Here is a 16964-nt window from a genome sequence, read left to right on the forward strand (position 1 = left end):
ACATGGTTATTACAACCCATGTTCCAACGGTGTATTACAATTGCTCAACCGTGCATATTACGCGGAATCACTCATCCACTCTGCACAGCCATCCGAAGTCGCTGTATTTCTGCAACAAATTGGCCAGCATGATATCCATCCTATCATCCGCCTTTACCATACCTTCCTCTTTCTTCCTTATCCAAATCTCAGTCCAATTGCTGTGAGCTGCGCGTCATCGCCACACTCGACTCTCTTACAATAAGACGGGGTTCAAACTGTACACGTTCATATACACCGCGTTTCTGTTCAATGATTCGGTTCAGCAGCAGCTCTGTCGCTACCCTAGCTACTTCGGCCCCCATGATTGATACTGAACTGAGCCGAGGCGTTGTAATCGTCCCCCATAAAATATTATCGATGCCTACGATTGCAATGTCCTCTGGCACACGAATTTCCAATTCCTTAAACCGGTTCAGCAGACCCATCGCAATCATGTCATTGCCCGCATAAATCGCATCCGGCATCTTCGTTAGACCTGCAAAATAATCTGCTGCCTTTAATCCGGTTTGCATTGAAAAATCATCTCCGAAATAGATCAAAGAGCTGTCTATTTGCGGCAGGGCATCTTCGTAGGCAAAGAAACGCTCCTCAATGATGTGCTTCGGTGCTCCAGCGTATGCAATTCGTGTCCGTCCGATATTCATAAAATGCTCCATCACTAGCTTGCCTTCTTGTGTCGATAAACTGACAATATCCGCCTTCACATCGTCCCCGAGCTTCTTCCCGTAGTTAATAACGGATATCGGAAGGCTCGACTTGTTAATCAAGTCAGGCAGTGTGGCAGGATAAGCAAGCGGAAGCACAATCAGGCCATCCACATGAAGCTTTTTTACTTCCCTTAATATCTCCAGCTCCGCTCTCGCGTTGCCCAGCGTATTAATCTGTACAACCCGGTAGTCATAATGTTTAGCCGCCTGCTCTACGGAATAGGCAATTTCCGGCACGAAGGCATTCCGAATATCGGGAACTGCTAGCGCAATTTGCTTCGTCTGCCGCACCTTAAGGCTTCGTGCGAAAGAGTTTGGTACAAAGCCAAGCTCTTCGATCGCCTGCATCACCTTCGCCTTTGTCTTCGGGCTTATGCCCTCCGCGTCGTTAATCGCACGCGATACGGTTGCCAATCCAACTCCTGCCCGCCGCGCAACGTCCTCAATCGTGACCTTTTTCTGAACCACTGCTGTATCTTCCTCCCGTAACTGTTGGAATTGCTTCCACCATCTCAACCAACCTTATGCCTGTATCATACCATCTGGATTCACATTATTCACCTGATCCCTTACAAAAAATGACTGTGATTGACATCACGCTAATAGTGTGACATATTTAATATCGGAAACGTTTCCGAAAAGTATCGCTCGTTTCCAATTCATATATTCGATTCGTGTTCAAAACTGTGCGTTTTGAACAACCTTTTATCCATATACTTCTGGGGAGATGAACATATGAAAGCATTAAGATGGCATGGCGTTAAAGATTTGCGCGTGGAGAACATTGCAGAACCAGCAGCCGGCAAAGGCAAGGTAAAAATCAAAGTCGAATGCTGCGGCATCTGCGGCAGTGACCTGCATGAGTACACAGCGGGACCGATCTTCATTTCAAATAGCGCTCCCCATCCCTTAACAGGAGAACAAGCTCCTATCGTTATGGGACATGAATTTTCCGGACAGGTCGTCGAGGTCGGCGAAGGCGTAACCAAATTCCAAGCAGGCGACCGGGTTGTTGTAGAACCGATTTTCGCGTGCGGCGAATGCGAGGCCTGCAAGCAAGGCAAGTACAATCTGTGCGATAAAATGGGCTTCCTTGGTCTGGCAGGCGGCGGTGGCGGATTCTCGGAATATGTAGCAGCAGACGAGCACATGGTGCACAAGATTCCGGACAGTATATCGTATGAGCAAGGCGCGCTTGTTGAGCCTTCCGCTGTAGCGCTCTATGCGGTTCGTCAAAGTAATCTTCAGGTCGGGGATCGTGCAGCCGTATTCGGCACAGGCCCAATCGGGTTGCTTGTTATTGAGGCATTGAAAGCAGCCGGCGCATCGGAAATTTATGCGATTGAATTGTCTGAACAGCGGAAGCAGAAAGCAGCTGAGCTGGGAGCTATTGTGCTTGATCCATCGCAAGTCGATGTCGTAAAGGAGCTTCGTGAACGGACAGGCGGCGGTGTAGATGTCGCTTATGAAGTAACTGGAGTTCCTGCAGTGCTGAACAATGCAATTGACGCAGCAAAACTTGGCGGCGAAGTAATGATTGTCAGCATTTTCGAAAGAGAAGCTACCATTAAACCAAATGCCATCGTGACGAAAGAACGGACGATGAAAGGCATCATCGGTTACCGCAATGTATTTCCTGCGGTTATCAAATTGATGGAGCAAGGCTACTTCCCAGCAGAGAAGCTGGTGACGAAGCGCATTCAACTGGATGAAGTCGTCGATCATGGCTTCGAGGCACTCTTGAAAGAGAAAAACCAAGTGAAGATTATGGTGAAGCCGCAATAATACGTCATTACAGAAGCGATTTATGCCGGTACACTTCAAAATCATGATTATGAAACATAAAAGATCGAGTCAGGGTACTAAGCGAATTAGTTCCCCGGCTCGATCTTTTTTCATATCGCACCCATCATTTACAGCACTCTCAGCAACATGACGGTAAATAATACGATCAGCGATACCACTGCGAGATGCCACCATTTGTACATCATGATGATGCCAATATACTCGCGGATGAAAGCACTTGGCATATAATATCTTGCCGTCTTCGCGCCTACCCCCTCGCACTTCTTCAATCCCGCGAGCCGCGCAAAAATGCTTGCCCGGAAGACATGGTAATTGTTTGTAACAAATATACTTTTATGATCTGGTTTGATGGAGTCCATAATCGCCTTCGAGAACAGCATATTTTGCATCGTGTTGCGTGATTTGTCCTCGATCAGCACATCCTGCTCGGGTACTCCTTTCCCCACAATATAGTTCTTCATGGCTTCCGCTTCACTGAGCAGTTCGTCCGGTCCTTGACCGCCAGACACAATAATTTTAGGCTCTTCATCATACTTCCGATATTGCTCGATACTTTTGTCCAAGCGTGACGCAAGCAGCGGGGGAACACGATCCCCTCCGATCAAGCCGGAGCCAAGCGCGATAATGAAATCAGGCTTGTACCATATTCTCCAGTAGTGATAAAAAATTGCATACGCTAGGAAGCTGACGAACACAAAGGAAAAATACATGAAGATAAGCAGCGTCCCGATATAAAAAATCGCAAATTTATCATTATAAGAAATAAAGAAAATGTAGAAAAACATCCCGATCATCGCAAATATCAGGAGACTCAATAATAATGACAGCATATTCGCGAGCTTCTTGCTTTCCTTCTTCAACATGATTCGTCCGTTAAGCAGCAAATATATGGTCACAAACAGTACGCTCAAAGGAACAGAGGCGAGGATAGCCGCGGCCACAATTAGGTTCACCCATGGAATCTGGTTGGAGAACGCCACTAGACTCAGCGCTAAATTCGCTAAAGCTGCTATGAATAGGAATGAAAGACTAATACGCCTTTTTTCCCTTATAAATAAAAAAACAAACAGGGCAAATAATATCAAGCTAAAAAAACTCATCATACACTCCTTTCCCAACCTTACTATTGTAAGCAATTCATTCCTTCTTGCATACCTTTTTCACCATTCAATATCGAAAATGAATCGCTCTAAAACATACCCAGCATCATCATCCCTTAACAGTATGTTGGAAGTCCCAGCTATCTTCTGCCTCAAAAATGAAAAAAGCCGATTCCTTCAATAAAAGAATCGGCTTATATAAACTCAATTTGTATAGAATTCGTTCACTTTATCTAGTGTTTCTCTGAAATATGGATTACTATATTTATTTATCAAGCCTTTCGATCCTATGTAAAAGCTGAATCGCCCTTTTTCGCCTAAAAGATCCTTGAATTTATCAACTGTCTGGTCATACCTTTCTCTGTGCCCTGTATCGGTAAAATACTTATAATCAATCTCCATTTGAATTCCGATTTTCGTTTTATCTAAATGATTCTTTGCAACCAACCGACCGCCATCCCCATATATTCTTCCTTCTTTCACGCTATCGTAAATCGGCTGCAAATTTATTTTGTAGTCATTGTCAAAATAGTAGTGGGGTTGAATATACACGTAATCAAAGACCGTTGTCTCGTCCACGATGTATGCAATTGTTTCCACTATTTTTTCTCTGTTAGGACCAAAACCATAATAAGGAGCCCATGCAAAAGAAGTTGCTTTGTCTACATCGTCACTGTTCTTTATATACTCCGAAAGTTTTTTCAACAATTGAACTTGCGATTGATTTTTAAGCTGCGAGTAGCAGTAATTTTGAGTCCCATAGAAGTATATGGCTTCGTTAGGATAATAAAATCCCGTTACCGAGTCCCAATTTGAACCTATTTTTTGTTTTAATGCCTTTATATAGCTTACATATTCATCGAATAACTTATCAACGTCTAACTTACTCGATACATCGTGTGCCGGAAGAGGAACCAGCACGCTATATTCGCTGTTCGTATCCACGATTGTCCGCAGCGTTTCATTTACATCATCAATCAAATTTCTTTCTCTATAATTATCAATTTTATTTGTCTTATTATCTATCGCAATAACAAATTGCCTCACCGTATCCAACCGATCGAGCTCTGTCGATTCATAGGGAATGTAATGTTGACCGTCTCCAAAATGACCGCTGTATAAAAACACCATATTGCTTGTTGACAGGTCACTTCGAGCCATCGCAGTGCTATCCATTTCATTCCCTTCTGCGTCCTTGGCCGCTTTAATCACTGGCGTTGAAAATAAGTTGACAAACAAGCTTAAAGTAAGCGTGAAGGTAAGCATTACAGTAAACCATGCCTTTCTTGTTTTTGCTAGCTTCGTGTTCATAACATCGACTCCTTAGTTAATAGTTTTCGATTCACTAGAGACCTATTCATTTATTTTTTACACTGCTTGGCGTCACGCCCCAATATTTTCGGAATATTTTGGTGAAATAGCTGACGTCTCTATATCCAATCATGGCGGCTGCATCATACACTCTTGCACCATTCATCAGTGCCGTCCTCGCCCGTTCCATCTTGTGTTCGAGAACATAAGAAGTAAATGGCATTCCTGTTTCCTGCTTGAATAAACGACTTAAATACGAGGCGTTCACATAAAAACGGTCTGCAATCGTATGTAACGTAAATTCCTGCTCCTGTTCCGTCTCAAGCAGCTCGATAATGGCTTGAACAGTGGGATGAGTAACCTTTCTGTCATGACTCTCGGCATAAGAGATTATGCTTCTTACGGCACGATGCAAAACATCGTACATACGCTCGGGAGTCGTAAGTGATTGTACATTCGAGAGAAAATCAAAATCCTCTCCCGTCACATCCTGTACGGACCATCCGCGTTTACGAATAAAGAGTGTCAATACGCCAACGATGTACATTAATTGTTCCATCATGATTTCGTACGACGCTGAGTTGTTCTTCACCGCCTCACACATGTTCGAAATCATTCGCATGGCAAGTTCTTGATCCAACGCCTCCAAAGCCATCTCCAATTGCTTGTCCTCATGTTCATAATTTGGTCGGTTCGTGAACTCGACTTGGAGCGGATCATCATATGGAATTGCGATACCTGTTCCATAAACGACCCGATTTTGCAGCGCCTTTTTAGCTTGAATATATAAGGGCAGCAGTTCGTCTATCTTTCCCGTTCCTCCACTAATTCCCGCACTTACGACAATGCCTAGACATTGCTTAATGTTGCGAATAAGCTTCTCCATGATGATGTGAATTCCGAACAGCTGCTGCTGATTTTGTTCCAGCGCTCCGGCCCTTCCAATTACAATAATCGCCTTATCCTCTTCCGTGCACACATAATAATCAGGAATCGGCAAATGATTTCGAATAAAATGCACAAGCTTGTCCATGGTCATGCTGTTTTCATTGCTAGAATCGGTTTGTTCATCCACGTCTAGAACGATTACTGCATAACGAGAATGAATATCTATATGAAGTCCTAATGAAGCACAGGACGCTTCTAGATCTTCTATTTGATATTTTCCATATGCTAAATTGCGAATCGTATGCTGATGTAGGATGGGAAGGTATTGTGTCCATTGCTCCTGCATCATTAGCTGACGCGTTCGCTCCATTAACTCGGCCTTAATGCATCGGGCTGCATCCGTCACAGTCTGGAGAATGTCCATTTCAGCAGCAGGCTTGAGCAAATATTTGTATACACCAAGTTCCACCGCTGTCTGCGCATAGGAGAATTTATCATGACCGCTTAAAATGATGATTTTCGTACTCGAATAATCTCGAGCCACTTGGCAAGCCAAGGAAAGACCGTCCATTTCGGGCATTTGTATATCCATTAAAATAATATCGGGCTGCTTTATTTGGATCTGAGCAAGAGCTTCAGCCCCGTTATTCGCCGATCCTACTACTTCGATATCGTGATCTTCCCAAGGCATGTGAAGTAGATTTTGCAAAAATCTAGTCTCGTCTTCCACAATAAGAAGATTCAAGTGATCCTCTCCCTATCAAAAGTATTCATCTGTCGTATTCGGCAATAGGCAGCTCAAGAGTTACTGTTGTACCCACTCCTAACTGGCTTTCGAACCGGATGTGTGCATCATGGCCGTAGAACATCTTCATTCTGGAACAAACGTTGCGCAAGCCGTATAGCTCCTTTCCCGGGGATTCCAAAAAAGAAAAAGGAGCCGTCTTTCCTTCGATTTCCTGAATAACTTGATAAATGGATTGTAGGCGCTGCTCACTTATTCCACTCCCGTTATCTTGCACGGTAATCATCAATTTCCCCTGCTTCAAGAAGCTCGAAATGATTAACAAACCATCGCTCTTCATCTGCTCCAGTCCATGAATTACCGCATTTTCAACCAAAGGCTGCAAAAGCAGCTTTAATACGGGGATCGTTTTCGTTGCTTCTTGTATCTCATAAACGACCTGAAAGCAATGTAAAAAACGGATCTGTTGAATGCGTAAGTAGTAGCCTAGATGTGTAATCGTTTCTTCTACCGTGAATGTATCCTTCCCTTTATGAAGACTTAACCGAAAAAAGTGGGACAGGTTCAGCACCATCTCGCTTATTTCCTCTGCCTCGTAGTTTTGTGCCGTCCAGTAGATAGAGTTGAGCGTATTATATAAGAAATGCGGATTAATTTGAGATTGCAAAAACGTAAGCTCGGTTCGGGCAATACGAAGCTGCTGCTCATAGTGATCCTGAATCAAATGCTTTTGATGCTCGGCCATTCGATTATACGAATCCATCAAATAACCAAATTCATCCTTCCGCCTTGTATGCAGCCGTATGTCATAATCTCCACCGATTAAGCCCTTCATTGCATTCTTTAATTGGTCTAAAGGGGAAGCGATGCGGTTATAAATTCCCCAAGAAATAAGCATGGAAAGCACGAAGCTGCACGCTATGATCAAATAGGTAAATTGCCTCATCGTTTTTGTTTCTTTATAAATTTCTTCGATCGGCCGAAAAACCTCCAACCGGATTGGGTAACTAGACGATTGCACGCTGACTTTAAGCATATCTCCATCGCGTTTTTCGCCTGGATCGTCATTGGGAACGGATAGAATGGACTCTCCTTCTCTGTTCGTAATTTGCAAGCTGGTCAGCTCGGCACTCAACAGCGGGCTTATGAGTGTCTGGAGAGCATTTTTATGTAAAGTTACAACTAGTAAACTTGCTTTGTTCTTATCCGGGAAGGCATTCAGCCTTCTGACTAGAGATATGGAATTGGCCTCCACTAAATCTGCGATTACAGATTCTTTCCCCTCTTTGGGTTGGGACATCAAGAACGTACCCACTTGATCCGCAAGCCGATTTAAAGAGGCGAAACTTTCTCGCTCGGTCGCAGATTCAATTCTCTTTCCTCCATATTTCGTAGATATCATCGTATGGGTTTCCATCTGATAAATCGTGATCTGGGAAGCCACCAGACTCACCGCCGAAATATTCCACAGCTCTTGCAGCAGCTCAGAGTACTGAACAATGGTACGAGGCGACATCCCCGATCCATTTACCTTCAGCTTCTCATTTATGTTATGGTTCGTTGCAATTAGATTGGTTAACGTCTCAAAATGGTGCAACGACAATTCAAGGTTATTCATAACAGACTCCACCTTCTCTTGAGTCTGTTCTGTCGTTTTTTGAATAATAATTTGGTTCGCTCTGTTATTGACGTACAAGCTAATGATAACCAGCGGCAGAAGCACGATGAAGAAATAGATGCTGAGCCGTAGTTGCGAGGTTTGCAGAAACTTATGATGCACACGTTGGTATCGTTTCATGGCTACATCCTTATTTTTTATGCGATTCATGCCAATCGTTTACTTCCTGCGTAACTTGTGTGCCTCCGCTCTCATACCATCGTTTCACGTAGTCGTCGAATGAATTCGTGGATTCTAGGCCGAGAATGATTTTTACGAAGACTTCCTGCAATGAATAAAGTTCATTCCATTTTCTTACCATGGTAAGAGGGGGCGGGCCGCCGTATGCATCTTGCACGACATTTTTTTCTATTTTATCAATGTTATCGTTGAGACGAAATTCTTTGCCATAGGAATCATTGCGTGCCCGCAACAGCCACCGTTTGTCCACATTCACCAGTGCAGAATACATGCCTCTGTACAGGTGCTTGTCATGTTCATTAAATTTGCTGACAATTTTCCCGTCTTTCCAATCCCACACTTGATTGTGAAATCCCAGAACTATTGAGGTTCTGCCTTTACCTGCAATGAAATTTAAAAATTGAATGACTTCGCGAGCATGACTGCTCCCTTTTGGAACCACTTGGTACCCGAAAACTGGATTCAATGCACCTACTCCCTGCTTCCCTTTCTTGCCTATCGGATAGTCAATGGTTATCCAATTCGCTTGCGGATCTTTCTTCAGGCTTTGAGCAATAACCCCGCGCGAATCATACCAAGCTCCGGAAAACATTCCGACCTTTCCTTCTATTATTTTTTCGTTCATAACATTACTGCGGTAAATAGGGAAATCCGGATCAATCCATCCTTGCCGGTAGAGCTCGGCAAAGAATGAGAGCGCTTCCTTCATTTCCGGCAAAACGTTGCCATAGACGAGCTTTCCCCCACGTTCCGTCCATTGGTTCAATTGAACTCCGAACGCCCCAAAAAGCGGGGAAGAATGATACAAATCCTTCATCATCGTAAAGCCGTATGTATCTCTCTTTCCGTTTCCGTCGGGATCACCTTCCGAAAATGCTTTCATTGCTTCCTTATAATCTTCCAGCGTTACGGGTATCGGCAGGTTCAGTTTATCCAGCCAGTCTTTGCGGATGTAGATGACTTCATTCCCCTTCACCAACTGGCCACTCGGAATTGCGTAAATCGAGCCGTTATACCGAACGCGGTTCCATAATTCTTCCGGTATGAGACGCTTCAAATCTGCTCCATATTCGTCTATCCAATGATCGAGAGGCTGGAGCTTATTTTGCGTTACGAATTTGGCAAATTGGATCGGGGAATTGATGTTGATCATATCGGGATGATTCTGTTCCTTCGAAATGATGGTGTCGATCATTTTTTCATAACTGGGTACAGGCGGCAGTTCGACATGGATATTGAATCCGACACTTTTTTTTATATAATCCAAATAAGGATTATGATTTTCGTCCAAACCAGCCGGAAACGGAAAACTCAAACTGTTGATCACAATGGCTATGTCTTTCCCATTCTGCAATTCTTTCTCAGGACTGATTGAAATCGGACTCAACTTAGGTATAAAAAATAGGCCTAACATAAGAAAGGTTAGCATGTAAATCATCAGCATAAATCTATTTATTAATTTACCGCTGCGCAACATAACAAGAACCCCCTTTCGCTTGTATCCATTCCACGCGCCATTGAAAAGGCTGTATGATTCCTCCTAAAGAACTACGGCGATAGTGATATAAGTCCTCCAATTATAGTATAAAATTTGAACCCCACACAATATTTCTCAACAATATTAATAGATTTATGTAATTCATACAAATAAAGACACCTTGAGTTCAGGTGCCTCCGCTTGTTCCCTCTTTTATTTTTGTTTATCTATTTTCGAAAAAAATGACCGAATCTGGCTTGCAACTAATTCCGGCTGCTCGAGCGCTACAAAGTGACCTCCTGCATTCAGCTCATCCCATTGCAGGATGTTCGGGAACAGTCGTGCTACATATTCCCTCGGCGGGCGCTCGTGAGGCTGCGTCTTCGTCAGCGATACGCCATGCGGCACAGTGCAGATGTCCCCTTCCCCCGGCCACTTGATATGCCTGCCTTCATAATAATAACGGTTCGCTGCGTTGATCGTCTGGGTAAACCAGTAGATCGATACATTCGCCAGCAAATCATCCTTTCTGAACTGCTCCATCGATTCCCCTTTTTCAAATACCGTCCAGTAATACCACTTTTCCAAAATAAAGGCTGCCAGACCTACTGGTGAATCATGCAGCGCATATGCCGCAGTCTGAGGCTTCGTTCCCAATAGATGCGCATATCCCCCCTCTTCGCGATACCACTGATCGCCACATGTCAGAAAAGCACGCTCCGCCTCGGACATCTCCATGCCCTGGCCTATACAAGGACTCGGATTCCCCGGTGATGTCGTATGATACCCAATGACCCGCTCCGGATGATCCAAGCATAACAAGCCAAGCACGCTTGCACCCAAATCATAGCCATGTGCCCCAAACTGCTCATAGCCCAGCCCCTCCATCAACTTGACCAACACATTCGCAACCTGTCTATCCTCATATCCTGACTCCAACGGTATACTTGAGAACCCATGCCCCGGAATCGAAGGAATGATAATATCAAATGAGATGGATTCATCGCCCCCATCGTTATCCGGCTGTATCAAAAACGGAATCAAATCTAGCATCTCATAAAATGTGCTCGGCCAGCCGTGGGGAATGAGAATCGGTATAGAGCGACTTCCCTTCCCTTTTTCGTACACAAAGTGAATGTCTTTCCCGTCAATCATTGCTTTGTAATGAGAGAAGGAATTGATATGCCGTTCCACCATGCGCCAGTCGAAATCGTACAGCCAATAATGAACCATATCCTTCATATACGATATCGGAATCCCGTAATCCCATTCTGCTCCTGGGATTTCATCCGGCCATCTTGTCATTCGCAATCTTTGCTTCAATTGTTCGATTTCTTCGTCAGGTATACTCACTGTGAAAGGATTCAAGTTCATCGTTATCTTCGCTCCTTGGCAGAATAAACGCGAGAATAAATAGAAAGGACTTGGGGAAGCTAGGCCGCGAGTTCATCAAATCTATAATTTAGAACGACCTAGTGATACACTGATATTGAAGTCATGAAGCACGAATAAGACATCACCAACAAACATAACCAGTAAAATAATTTAAACAGTTAGCTAACTGGTAAATAAATCTTAATGGTTAACTTGTGATGTGTCAATAGGAGTGGTTGAGCAGATGACGAGTGGATATGATCAGCTTGAGATGGTTGCTGATTTCTTCAATACACATGATAGACGAACGCGGTACGAGGGAGATCCCGGGATCGAGCATTTAACGGAGCCTAGCCGCTTAGTCGAGTGGCTCTTGCAGCACCAACTTATTGCAAAATCAGATGATGCTGCTTCAGCAGAAGAATTGCAATTGGCGTGTGTGCTTCGAGATGAACTGCGCAAAACAATAGTGAACAATGAGCATGATGGAGTTGGGGAACAGGTTAAGCTGGAGCAGCTTACGAAGAGTTTCCAGTTCGGACTCATGTTCCATGAGAATGGAGAGCGGCTTGTGCCTCTGCATGAAAATGCAGCTAAGGGATTAGCTCAATTACTCATTATCGTGTACGAACTAAGACGAACAAAGATATGGCATCGCATACGTGTATGTACAGCGAAGGATTGCCAGTGGGTATTCGTGGATCGATCCAGACCCGGAACGGGGAGATGGTGTTCGATGAAGGCATGCGGCAACCGAGCAAAAAATAAGACCTTCCGGCACAAACACCATAAATCCGAAACGACGATTTAGTAGAGTAGAACATAGGGCTGGCTTCCCAGCCCCTCACCTCAATTAACGTCTATGAGCTTTTAAACCTTCAATAAATATGCGTTGTAATCCATCAAGAACTCGTTGGCTCGTAAAGCCTTCTTCTTGGAGATGGTAATCGATATTGTGAAGCACGGCCAGCAGGGCTTCAATGGTATATGGAATGTCCACCCCGGATACGTCTCCCCGTTCAACGGCCTCATTTAGCAGATTTCTGCTTATATTGCGCATCCATTGACATAACGGAGATTGTAACGGACGATGCCCGGTTGAGGCCCGACTGACCTCACAGAGCCAAGGAACTTTCGCCTCTAAAAAAGAAACATATCTTACGATTACATGGTAAAGCCGGTCCAAGGCCGCGGTTTCTGGGGATTGATCAAGAAATATTTGAACTTCATCAAACAAGGGTTGGTATTCTTCACACGCGATCTCCTGACAGATGTCGCCCTTATCCGAGAAGCGGCGGTATAGGCTTGCTTGTCCTACTCCAGCAGTCTTCGCAATCTGATGCATATTGACATTGTCAACACCGTTTTTGATAAAAAGTTCTCTAGCTGACGCCAAAATTCGTCTTCGGTTTAACTCCTCTCTGGGAATTTTCGTAGAGGCAGATTGCGATTCTGAATTCACTATAAACATCTCCCTTCTTCTTAAATTAACTGTTATTTAATACGAAAAAACGGACAATGGTCCGTTTTTCGTGTATAGGACATGTTGTCCGTCAATTCATATTATAATACATTTCGTAAAAAAAATTAAAGATACTTTCATTTGGGTGACCGATGAACTTTTTTTATTTCTTGGTATAATACTTTTTGTAAATTGGAGGCAAATGCGGTTCAATGCCAGTTAGGTCCAGTTCCTTCAAACTTGCGATCGTAGGAATAAACTGCTCGTAGGCTTTTTTGTTGTCGCTCGTCGTATCTGTTCCGGTTTCGGTCAATGCTTTCCTGTTAACTTCAGAGTTAAGTTGCTTCTGTTCCATAGGATACCCTCCATCAAATTTAGTCAGGCTTACAAATCCGGATGTCTCTTGTGCCAGCCGGTATTCATCTCATAAGTATTGCCGATGCCTAGTACTGTCGCTTCTTCGAAGGGGCGGCCAATCAATTGCATATTAATCGGCAGACCGGAAGGTGAGAAACCGCAAGGCATGCTCAGGCTAGGCAAGCCGGTCAAATTGGTCGGAACCGTAAATGAGTTCAATCTGAATACACTAGCATTATCATCTGCACGCGGCGCGGTGATCGGTGTTGCCGGCGTCAATAGGATGTCGATTCCGGACAATGCATTCAAAAAATCATTGACAATTAATTGTCGGGCCCGCTGAGACTGGAGGTAAATGGAAGCCGGAATATCTCTGCTGCTTTCAAGAAACATTCGGACATCCGCACCATACTGTTCCAATTCTGTCTCAAGCCACTTCTCGTGGTTCGAGTACATCTCCGTCATCATAATGGCCATCGTCGCGCTTTTAACATGTTTGATCATGGGCAGGCTGACTTCGATGATTTCCGCTCCCAGTTCTCGGAATTTATTGATAGCGGCCTTCATCGCAGCTTCCACTTCCGGCATCAAATCCTCGTAATAGTAACTAGTCGGCAATCCGATACGTACACCCCTGAGACCATTCGGATACATTTTGATACCTGGCGCAGGCAGATCGACCGTCGATTCATCCTTTGGATCGAAGCCTGACATCACATCCAAGCACAGGGACGCATCCATGACGCTTCGGGTCAACGGACCCGAGTGATCCAATGACCAGGCCATTGGAATGATACCATACCGACTGACCCGACCGTACGTCGGCTTCATCCCTACGACGCCGCATAGGGCGGCGGGTATGCGGATAGAGCCTCCGGTATCCGAGCCTGTGCCCAGATAAGCAAGTCCAGCCGCTAAAGCAGAAGCAGAGCCGCCGCTTGAACCTCCCGTTACAAGTTCAGTGTTCCACGGATTGAGGCAAGGACCGAAGTGCGGGCTAGTTGTTGTCAATCCCGCAGCGAACTCGTGAGTCTGAACTTTGCCTAGCAGAACTGTTCCAGCCTCATGTAGCTTAGTTGCAACCGTCGAATCGTAATCGGGGACGAAGCTGTTCAATATTTTCGAACCGGCAGTTGTTCGGATCCCTTTCGTGTAATATAGATCCTTATGAACGATGGGAATCCCGTGAAGGGGCCCTTTGTACCGACCATGCATAATATCACGTTCCGTTTCCTTTGCTTGTTCAACCGCCAGCTCGGACGTTTGGGTAACGAAAACGTTCAGTTTCGGATTCAAACGTTCGATGCGATGAAGCACATGTTCTGTAATCTCTACCGGGGATATTTCCCTTGTTCGGATCCCTTCGGCCAGCTCATGAATAGCAGCAAAGGACAGTTGGGAATTTAATTGACTCATCTCGTTATCCTCCCTATCTTTCGGACAAGTCGTCCGTCTACCAACTAATTACCATAGCTTTCGCTAGGATTTGTTTTTCTTGCGAATAAGTATGTCAGGATTGCCAACAGGGCAATGGTAAAATAAACAACAGAAAAAGGCATCTTTAGATCAATCAGTCGTCCGACCAGCGCAGGACCGAATGCTCCGCCTAGCAGATAGGCCAGTGTGAAAATACCCATCCCCACACCCAGCTCAGCCGAACGGAGTGTCGTCGAAACTAAATTGCTACTAGAGGTGAGGACACCGTTGAATCCAATCATAAGGATAATGATCAATAAAGCATCGATCCATGGCGACAAATGTACGGATACACCCAGCAGTATAAATCCGCCGATGACGAGACTTTGCGATATGACAAGCACACGGGAGCTTCCGAAACGATCCGTCCAACCTCCGATCCGGGATCCGAGCAAAGCTGCGCAGGCGGCACCGGGAAGCATCAGCAGACCGATTTCGCTAGTCGGTAAATGAAAAGCGTTCTTCATCATGACAGGAAGAGTAAAGGTTAACCCCGTGTTGCAAACGAAGGTAAGAAATCCAATCCCTAGAATTCGTCGGTAAGGAGCGTTTTCCATGAAAGATGCATCGATAAATGGATGTTCCTTTTTCTGAACATGAATACCGAACCATAGAAGAAATGCCGCTCCTGCAATGAGCATAAACCAATAGTTCGTAACCCCTAGCAACACAAACGCCAGTCCGGCGGAGAACAAAACAGCTCCAAGAAAATCGAATGAACCTCGGTCGTGTTTCTTGCTTGGAACATATTTCAATACCAAAGGGATAACAAATAGGCTTAGACTGGACACGATGAACAAAGCACGCCAGCCAAAGTATTGCTCCACGTAACCGCCGAACACAGGCCCGAAGCCGGAAGCAAAGGCAATTGTGGCCGATAACGTTCCCAGTACCCGTCCCTTGACGGAAGGCTTAAAATATAGGGTTACTGCCGCATAAGACAGGGGAGAGATGGATGAGGCCCCTGCTGCTTGCAGCAGTCTCCCAATGATGACTTGCAAGTATGAAGCTGCAAAGAAGCCGATCATAGAGCCGAAAGCAAAAAGGATTAAACCAATGACATACAGCTGACGGAAGGAAAAGGACTCCGTTAACTTGCCGTAAGTACCAGCGCCGATGGCCATCAAAATGCTGTAACCGACCATGACCCAGCTCACCTGTGAGGAGGTCAGGGCAAAGTTAGCGGAAATCGACGGTATAGCCAAGTTAAACATGGTCATATTGATGTTTCCGAAAATAATGAGCAAGCAAAGTGTCCCCATTAATTTCCGCTCATTGCCGGATAAAGCCATTGATTGAGTATCCATAGCCTATTCCTCCATTACAGGAAGTCAGGAAAGGTGCGGCATTTTTGCGCTTGATCTCTATCGTGTCCCAAGAAAACATAGGACGGCCGAACATCCTGAATCAACTCCTGCATACGTATAATCGATTTGGCAGCCATCTCTTGATCGAATGTCAAGAACGGTATGTTACTCTCGAAGTTCTCCCGAGTATAAGCAACATCAATCGTCAGAAGCACTGGACCCGACTTTTCCGTCGTAACGAGGACTGATTGATGCCCAGGGGAATGACCCGGAGTGGAGAAAATTTGAACTCCCGGAATCAATTCATGGTCACCCTCAATGATTTGATATTGTAAATCGGGTAGCCTGCACTCTAATGGAGAGTAATCCTCGTTGCCTATGGCCGCATCATACTCTGCCCTTTGAATAAGGATCGGCGTATTGCGGAAATGCCCGTTTCCCCCAGAATGATCCAAGTGTAAATGGGAGCTAATGACCATCTGAATATCGTCAGGCCGATAACCGACACGTTTTAACACATTCACGATCGAGTCGCCGTCCGACATATTGGGGACGACGCGCCCTTCACGTCTAGTCCCCTTGTAGTAATCGGGATTGTTGATAAATGCGTCGGGCATTCCCGTATCGATAAGTATCGGCCCGCTGGTCGTTTCCAACAGAAAAGACCAAACGGGCATTCCGACTAATTTCCCGGGGGCAAGGGTTCGATTAACAGCCGATTGATCTAGGAAACATTCACCTACAGGTAAAAAATACAACTTCTTGACATACATCCAGTTTTCACCCTTCACATTACAAATTCGGACAACTTGTCCGTTATGGATTGATTGTAACGGACAAGTTGTCCGATGTCAATTCATCACCAGAAAATAAGGCCGATCAGAACAGTATGAATTACCTAAAACTTCTCTTACTGTCACTAAACTGCCCCGTTAGCTTAATGACTGACTCTACAGCGGCATGACATATGTACCGCTAAAATCAAAACCACCCGTCCAACGGGTGGTTTGCACTTGGGGTATAACCCCCTGTTGCCAAACTGCGCCTAAAGACG

14 protein-coding genes are annotated in these 16964 nt (G+C 44.9%); 2 read left to right on the top strand and 12 right to left on the bottom strand.

The features are described 5' to 3' along the window. Positions 1–188: 188 nt before the first annotated feature. Positions 189–1217: a LacI family DNA-binding transcriptional regulator gene (locus NO352_RS19065; protein WP_163975338.1), complete on the bottom strand. Its 1029-nt coding sequence runs from the start codon at positions 1215–1217 to the stop codon at positions 189–191. Between the two features lie 267 nt (positions 1218–1484). Between NO352_RS19065 and NO352_RS19070 the strand changes: the two genes are divergently transcribed. Then, entirely contained in the window at positions 1485–2534 is a 1050-nt protein-coding gene (locus NO352_RS19070; protein ID WP_289356518.1) for a 2,3-butanediol dehydrogenase, read from the top strand. Between the two features lie 128 nt (positions 2535–2662). Here NO352_RS19070 and NO352_RS19075 read toward each other — a convergent pair whose 3' ends face one another. The 6 genes from NO352_RS19075 to NO352_RS19100 form a co-directional block, all read right to left on the bottom strand. Continuing rightward, a complete protein-coding gene (locus NO352_RS19075) occupies positions 2663–3496 on the bottom strand; it encodes a YdcF family protein (RefSeq protein ID WP_238555746.1) in 834 nt (277 codons plus the stop codon). A gap of 363 nt (positions 3497–3859) precedes the next feature. Further along, positions 3860–4966, bottom strand: coding sequence for a hypothetical protein (locus tag NO352_RS19080; RefSeq protein ID WP_262866434.1), 1107 nt, complete (start codon positions 4964–4966; stop codon positions 3860–3862). A 46-nt stretch (positions 4967–5012) separates the two neighbouring features. Beyond that, positions 5013–6599, bottom strand: coding sequence for a response regulator (locus NO352_RS19085; protein ID WP_289356519.1), 1587 nt, complete (start codon positions 6597–6599; stop codon positions 5013–5015). A 25-nt stretch (positions 6600–6624) separates the two neighbouring features. After that, positions 6625–8427, bottom strand: a complete 1803-nt coding sequence (locus tag NO352_RS19090) for a sensor histidine kinase (RefSeq protein WP_289356520.1) — start codon at positions 8425–8427, stop codon at positions 6625–6627. Further along, positions 8408–9934, bottom strand: a complete 1527-nt coding sequence (locus NO352_RS19095; RefSeq protein WP_171414798.1) for an extracellular solute-binding protein — start codon at positions 9932–9934, stop codon at positions 8408–8410. The genes NO352_RS19090 and NO352_RS19095 overlap by 20 nt, the downstream gene beginning before the upstream one ends. A 213-nt stretch (positions 9935–10147) precedes the next feature. Further along, the gene (locus tag NO352_RS19100; protein WP_005544220.1) at positions 10148–11308 is read right to left on the bottom strand and encodes an epoxide hydrolase family protein; all 1161 of its coding nucleotides are present in this window, start codon (positions 11306–11308) and stop codon (positions 10148–10150) included. Between the two features lie 244 nt (positions 11309–11552). Here NO352_RS19100 and NO352_RS19105 point away from each other — a divergent pair, with 244 nt between their 5' ends. Further along, the gene (locus NO352_RS19105) at positions 11553–12119 is read left to right on the top strand and encodes a CGNR zinc finger domain-containing protein (protein WP_005544222.1); all 567 of its coding nucleotides are present in this window, start codon (positions 11553–11555) and stop codon (positions 12117–12119) included. A gap of 42 nt (positions 12120–12161) precedes the next feature. Here the strand turns inward: NO352_RS19105 and NO352_RS19110 are convergent, their stop codons facing one another. From NO352_RS19110 to aiiA, 5 genes are all read right to left on the bottom strand, one after another. Continuing rightward, entirely contained in the window at positions 12162–12779 is a 618-nt protein-coding gene (locus tag NO352_RS19110) for a TetR/AcrR family transcriptional regulator (protein ID WP_040734998.1), read from the bottom strand. A 154-nt stretch (positions 12780–12933) separates the two neighbouring features. Next, positions 12934–13125, bottom strand: a complete 192-nt coding sequence (locus tag NO352_RS19115; RefSeq protein WP_005544225.1) for a hypothetical protein — start codon at positions 13123–13125, stop codon at positions 12934–12936. 29 nt (positions 13126–13154) lie between these two features. Beyond that, a complete protein-coding gene (locus NO352_RS19120; protein ID WP_289356521.1) occupies positions 13155–14543 on the bottom strand; it encodes an amidase in 1389 nt (462 codons plus the stop codon). 44 nt (positions 14544–14587) lie between these two features. Further along, positions 14588–15910: an MFS transporter gene (locus tag NO352_RS19125; protein WP_289356522.1), complete on the bottom strand. Its 1323-nt coding sequence runs from the start codon at positions 15908–15910 to the stop codon at positions 14588–14590. A 14-nt stretch (positions 15911–15924) separates the two neighbouring features. Then, complete coding sequence (aiiA, locus tag NO352_RS19130) at positions 15925–16683, bottom strand: quorum-quenching N-acyl homoserine lactonase AiiA (RefSeq protein ID WP_005544228.1); 759 nt, start codon at positions 16681–16683, stop codon at positions 15925–15927. Positions 16684–16964: the final 281 nt, after the last annotated feature.

Origin of the sequence: Paenibacillus sp. S-12 (genome assembly GCF_030363895.1) — a bacterium.
GTDB lineage: Bacteria > Bacillota > Bacilli > Paenibacillales > Paenibacillaceae > Paenibacillus_B > Paenibacillus_B alvei.

Bases quoted from the DNA above. Each gene is read 5' to 3' on its own strand.
- NO352_RS19120 (WP_289356521.1), bottom strand. From the start codon at position 14,543: ATGAGTCAATTAAATTCCCAACTGTCCTTTGCTGCTATTCATGAGCTG.
- aiiA (WP_005544228.1), bottom strand. From the start codon at position 16,683: ATGTATGTCAAGAAGTTGTATTTTTTACCTGTAGGTGAATGTTTCCTA.
- NO352_RS19105 (WP_005544222.1), top strand. From the start codon at position 11,553: ATGACGAGTGGATATGATCAGCTTGAGATGGTTGCTGATTTCTTCAAT.
- NO352_RS19115 (WP_005544225.1), bottom strand. From the start codon at position 13,125: ATGGAACAGAAGCAACTTAACTCTGAAGTTAACAGGAAAGCATTGACC.
- NO352_RS19090 (WP_289356520.1), bottom strand. From the start codon at position 8,427: ATGAATCGCATAAAAAATAAGGATGTAGCCATGAAACGATACCAACGT.
- NO352_RS19125 (WP_289356522.1), bottom strand. From the start codon at position 15,910: ATGGATACTCAATCAATGGCTTTATCCGGCAATGAGCGGAAATTAATG.
- NO352_RS19110 (WP_040734998.1), bottom strand. From the start codon at position 12,779: ATGTTTATAGTGAATTCAGAATCGCAATCTGCCTCTACGAAAATTCCC.
- NO352_RS19070 (WP_289356518.1), top strand. From the start codon at position 1,485: ATGAAAGCATTAAGATGGCATGGCGTTAAAGATTTGCGCGTGGAGAAC.
- NO352_RS19100 (WP_005544220.1), bottom strand. From the start codon at position 11,308: ATGAACTTGAATCCTTTCACAGTGAGTATACCTGACGAAGAAATCGAA.
- NO352_RS19095 (WP_171414798.1), bottom strand. From the start codon at position 9,934: ATGTTGCGCAGCGGTAAATTAATAAATAGATTTATGCTGATGATTTAC.
- NO352_RS19080 (WP_262866434.1), bottom strand. From the start codon at position 4,966: ATGAACACGAAGCTAGCAAAAACAAGAAAGGCATGGTTTACTGTAATG.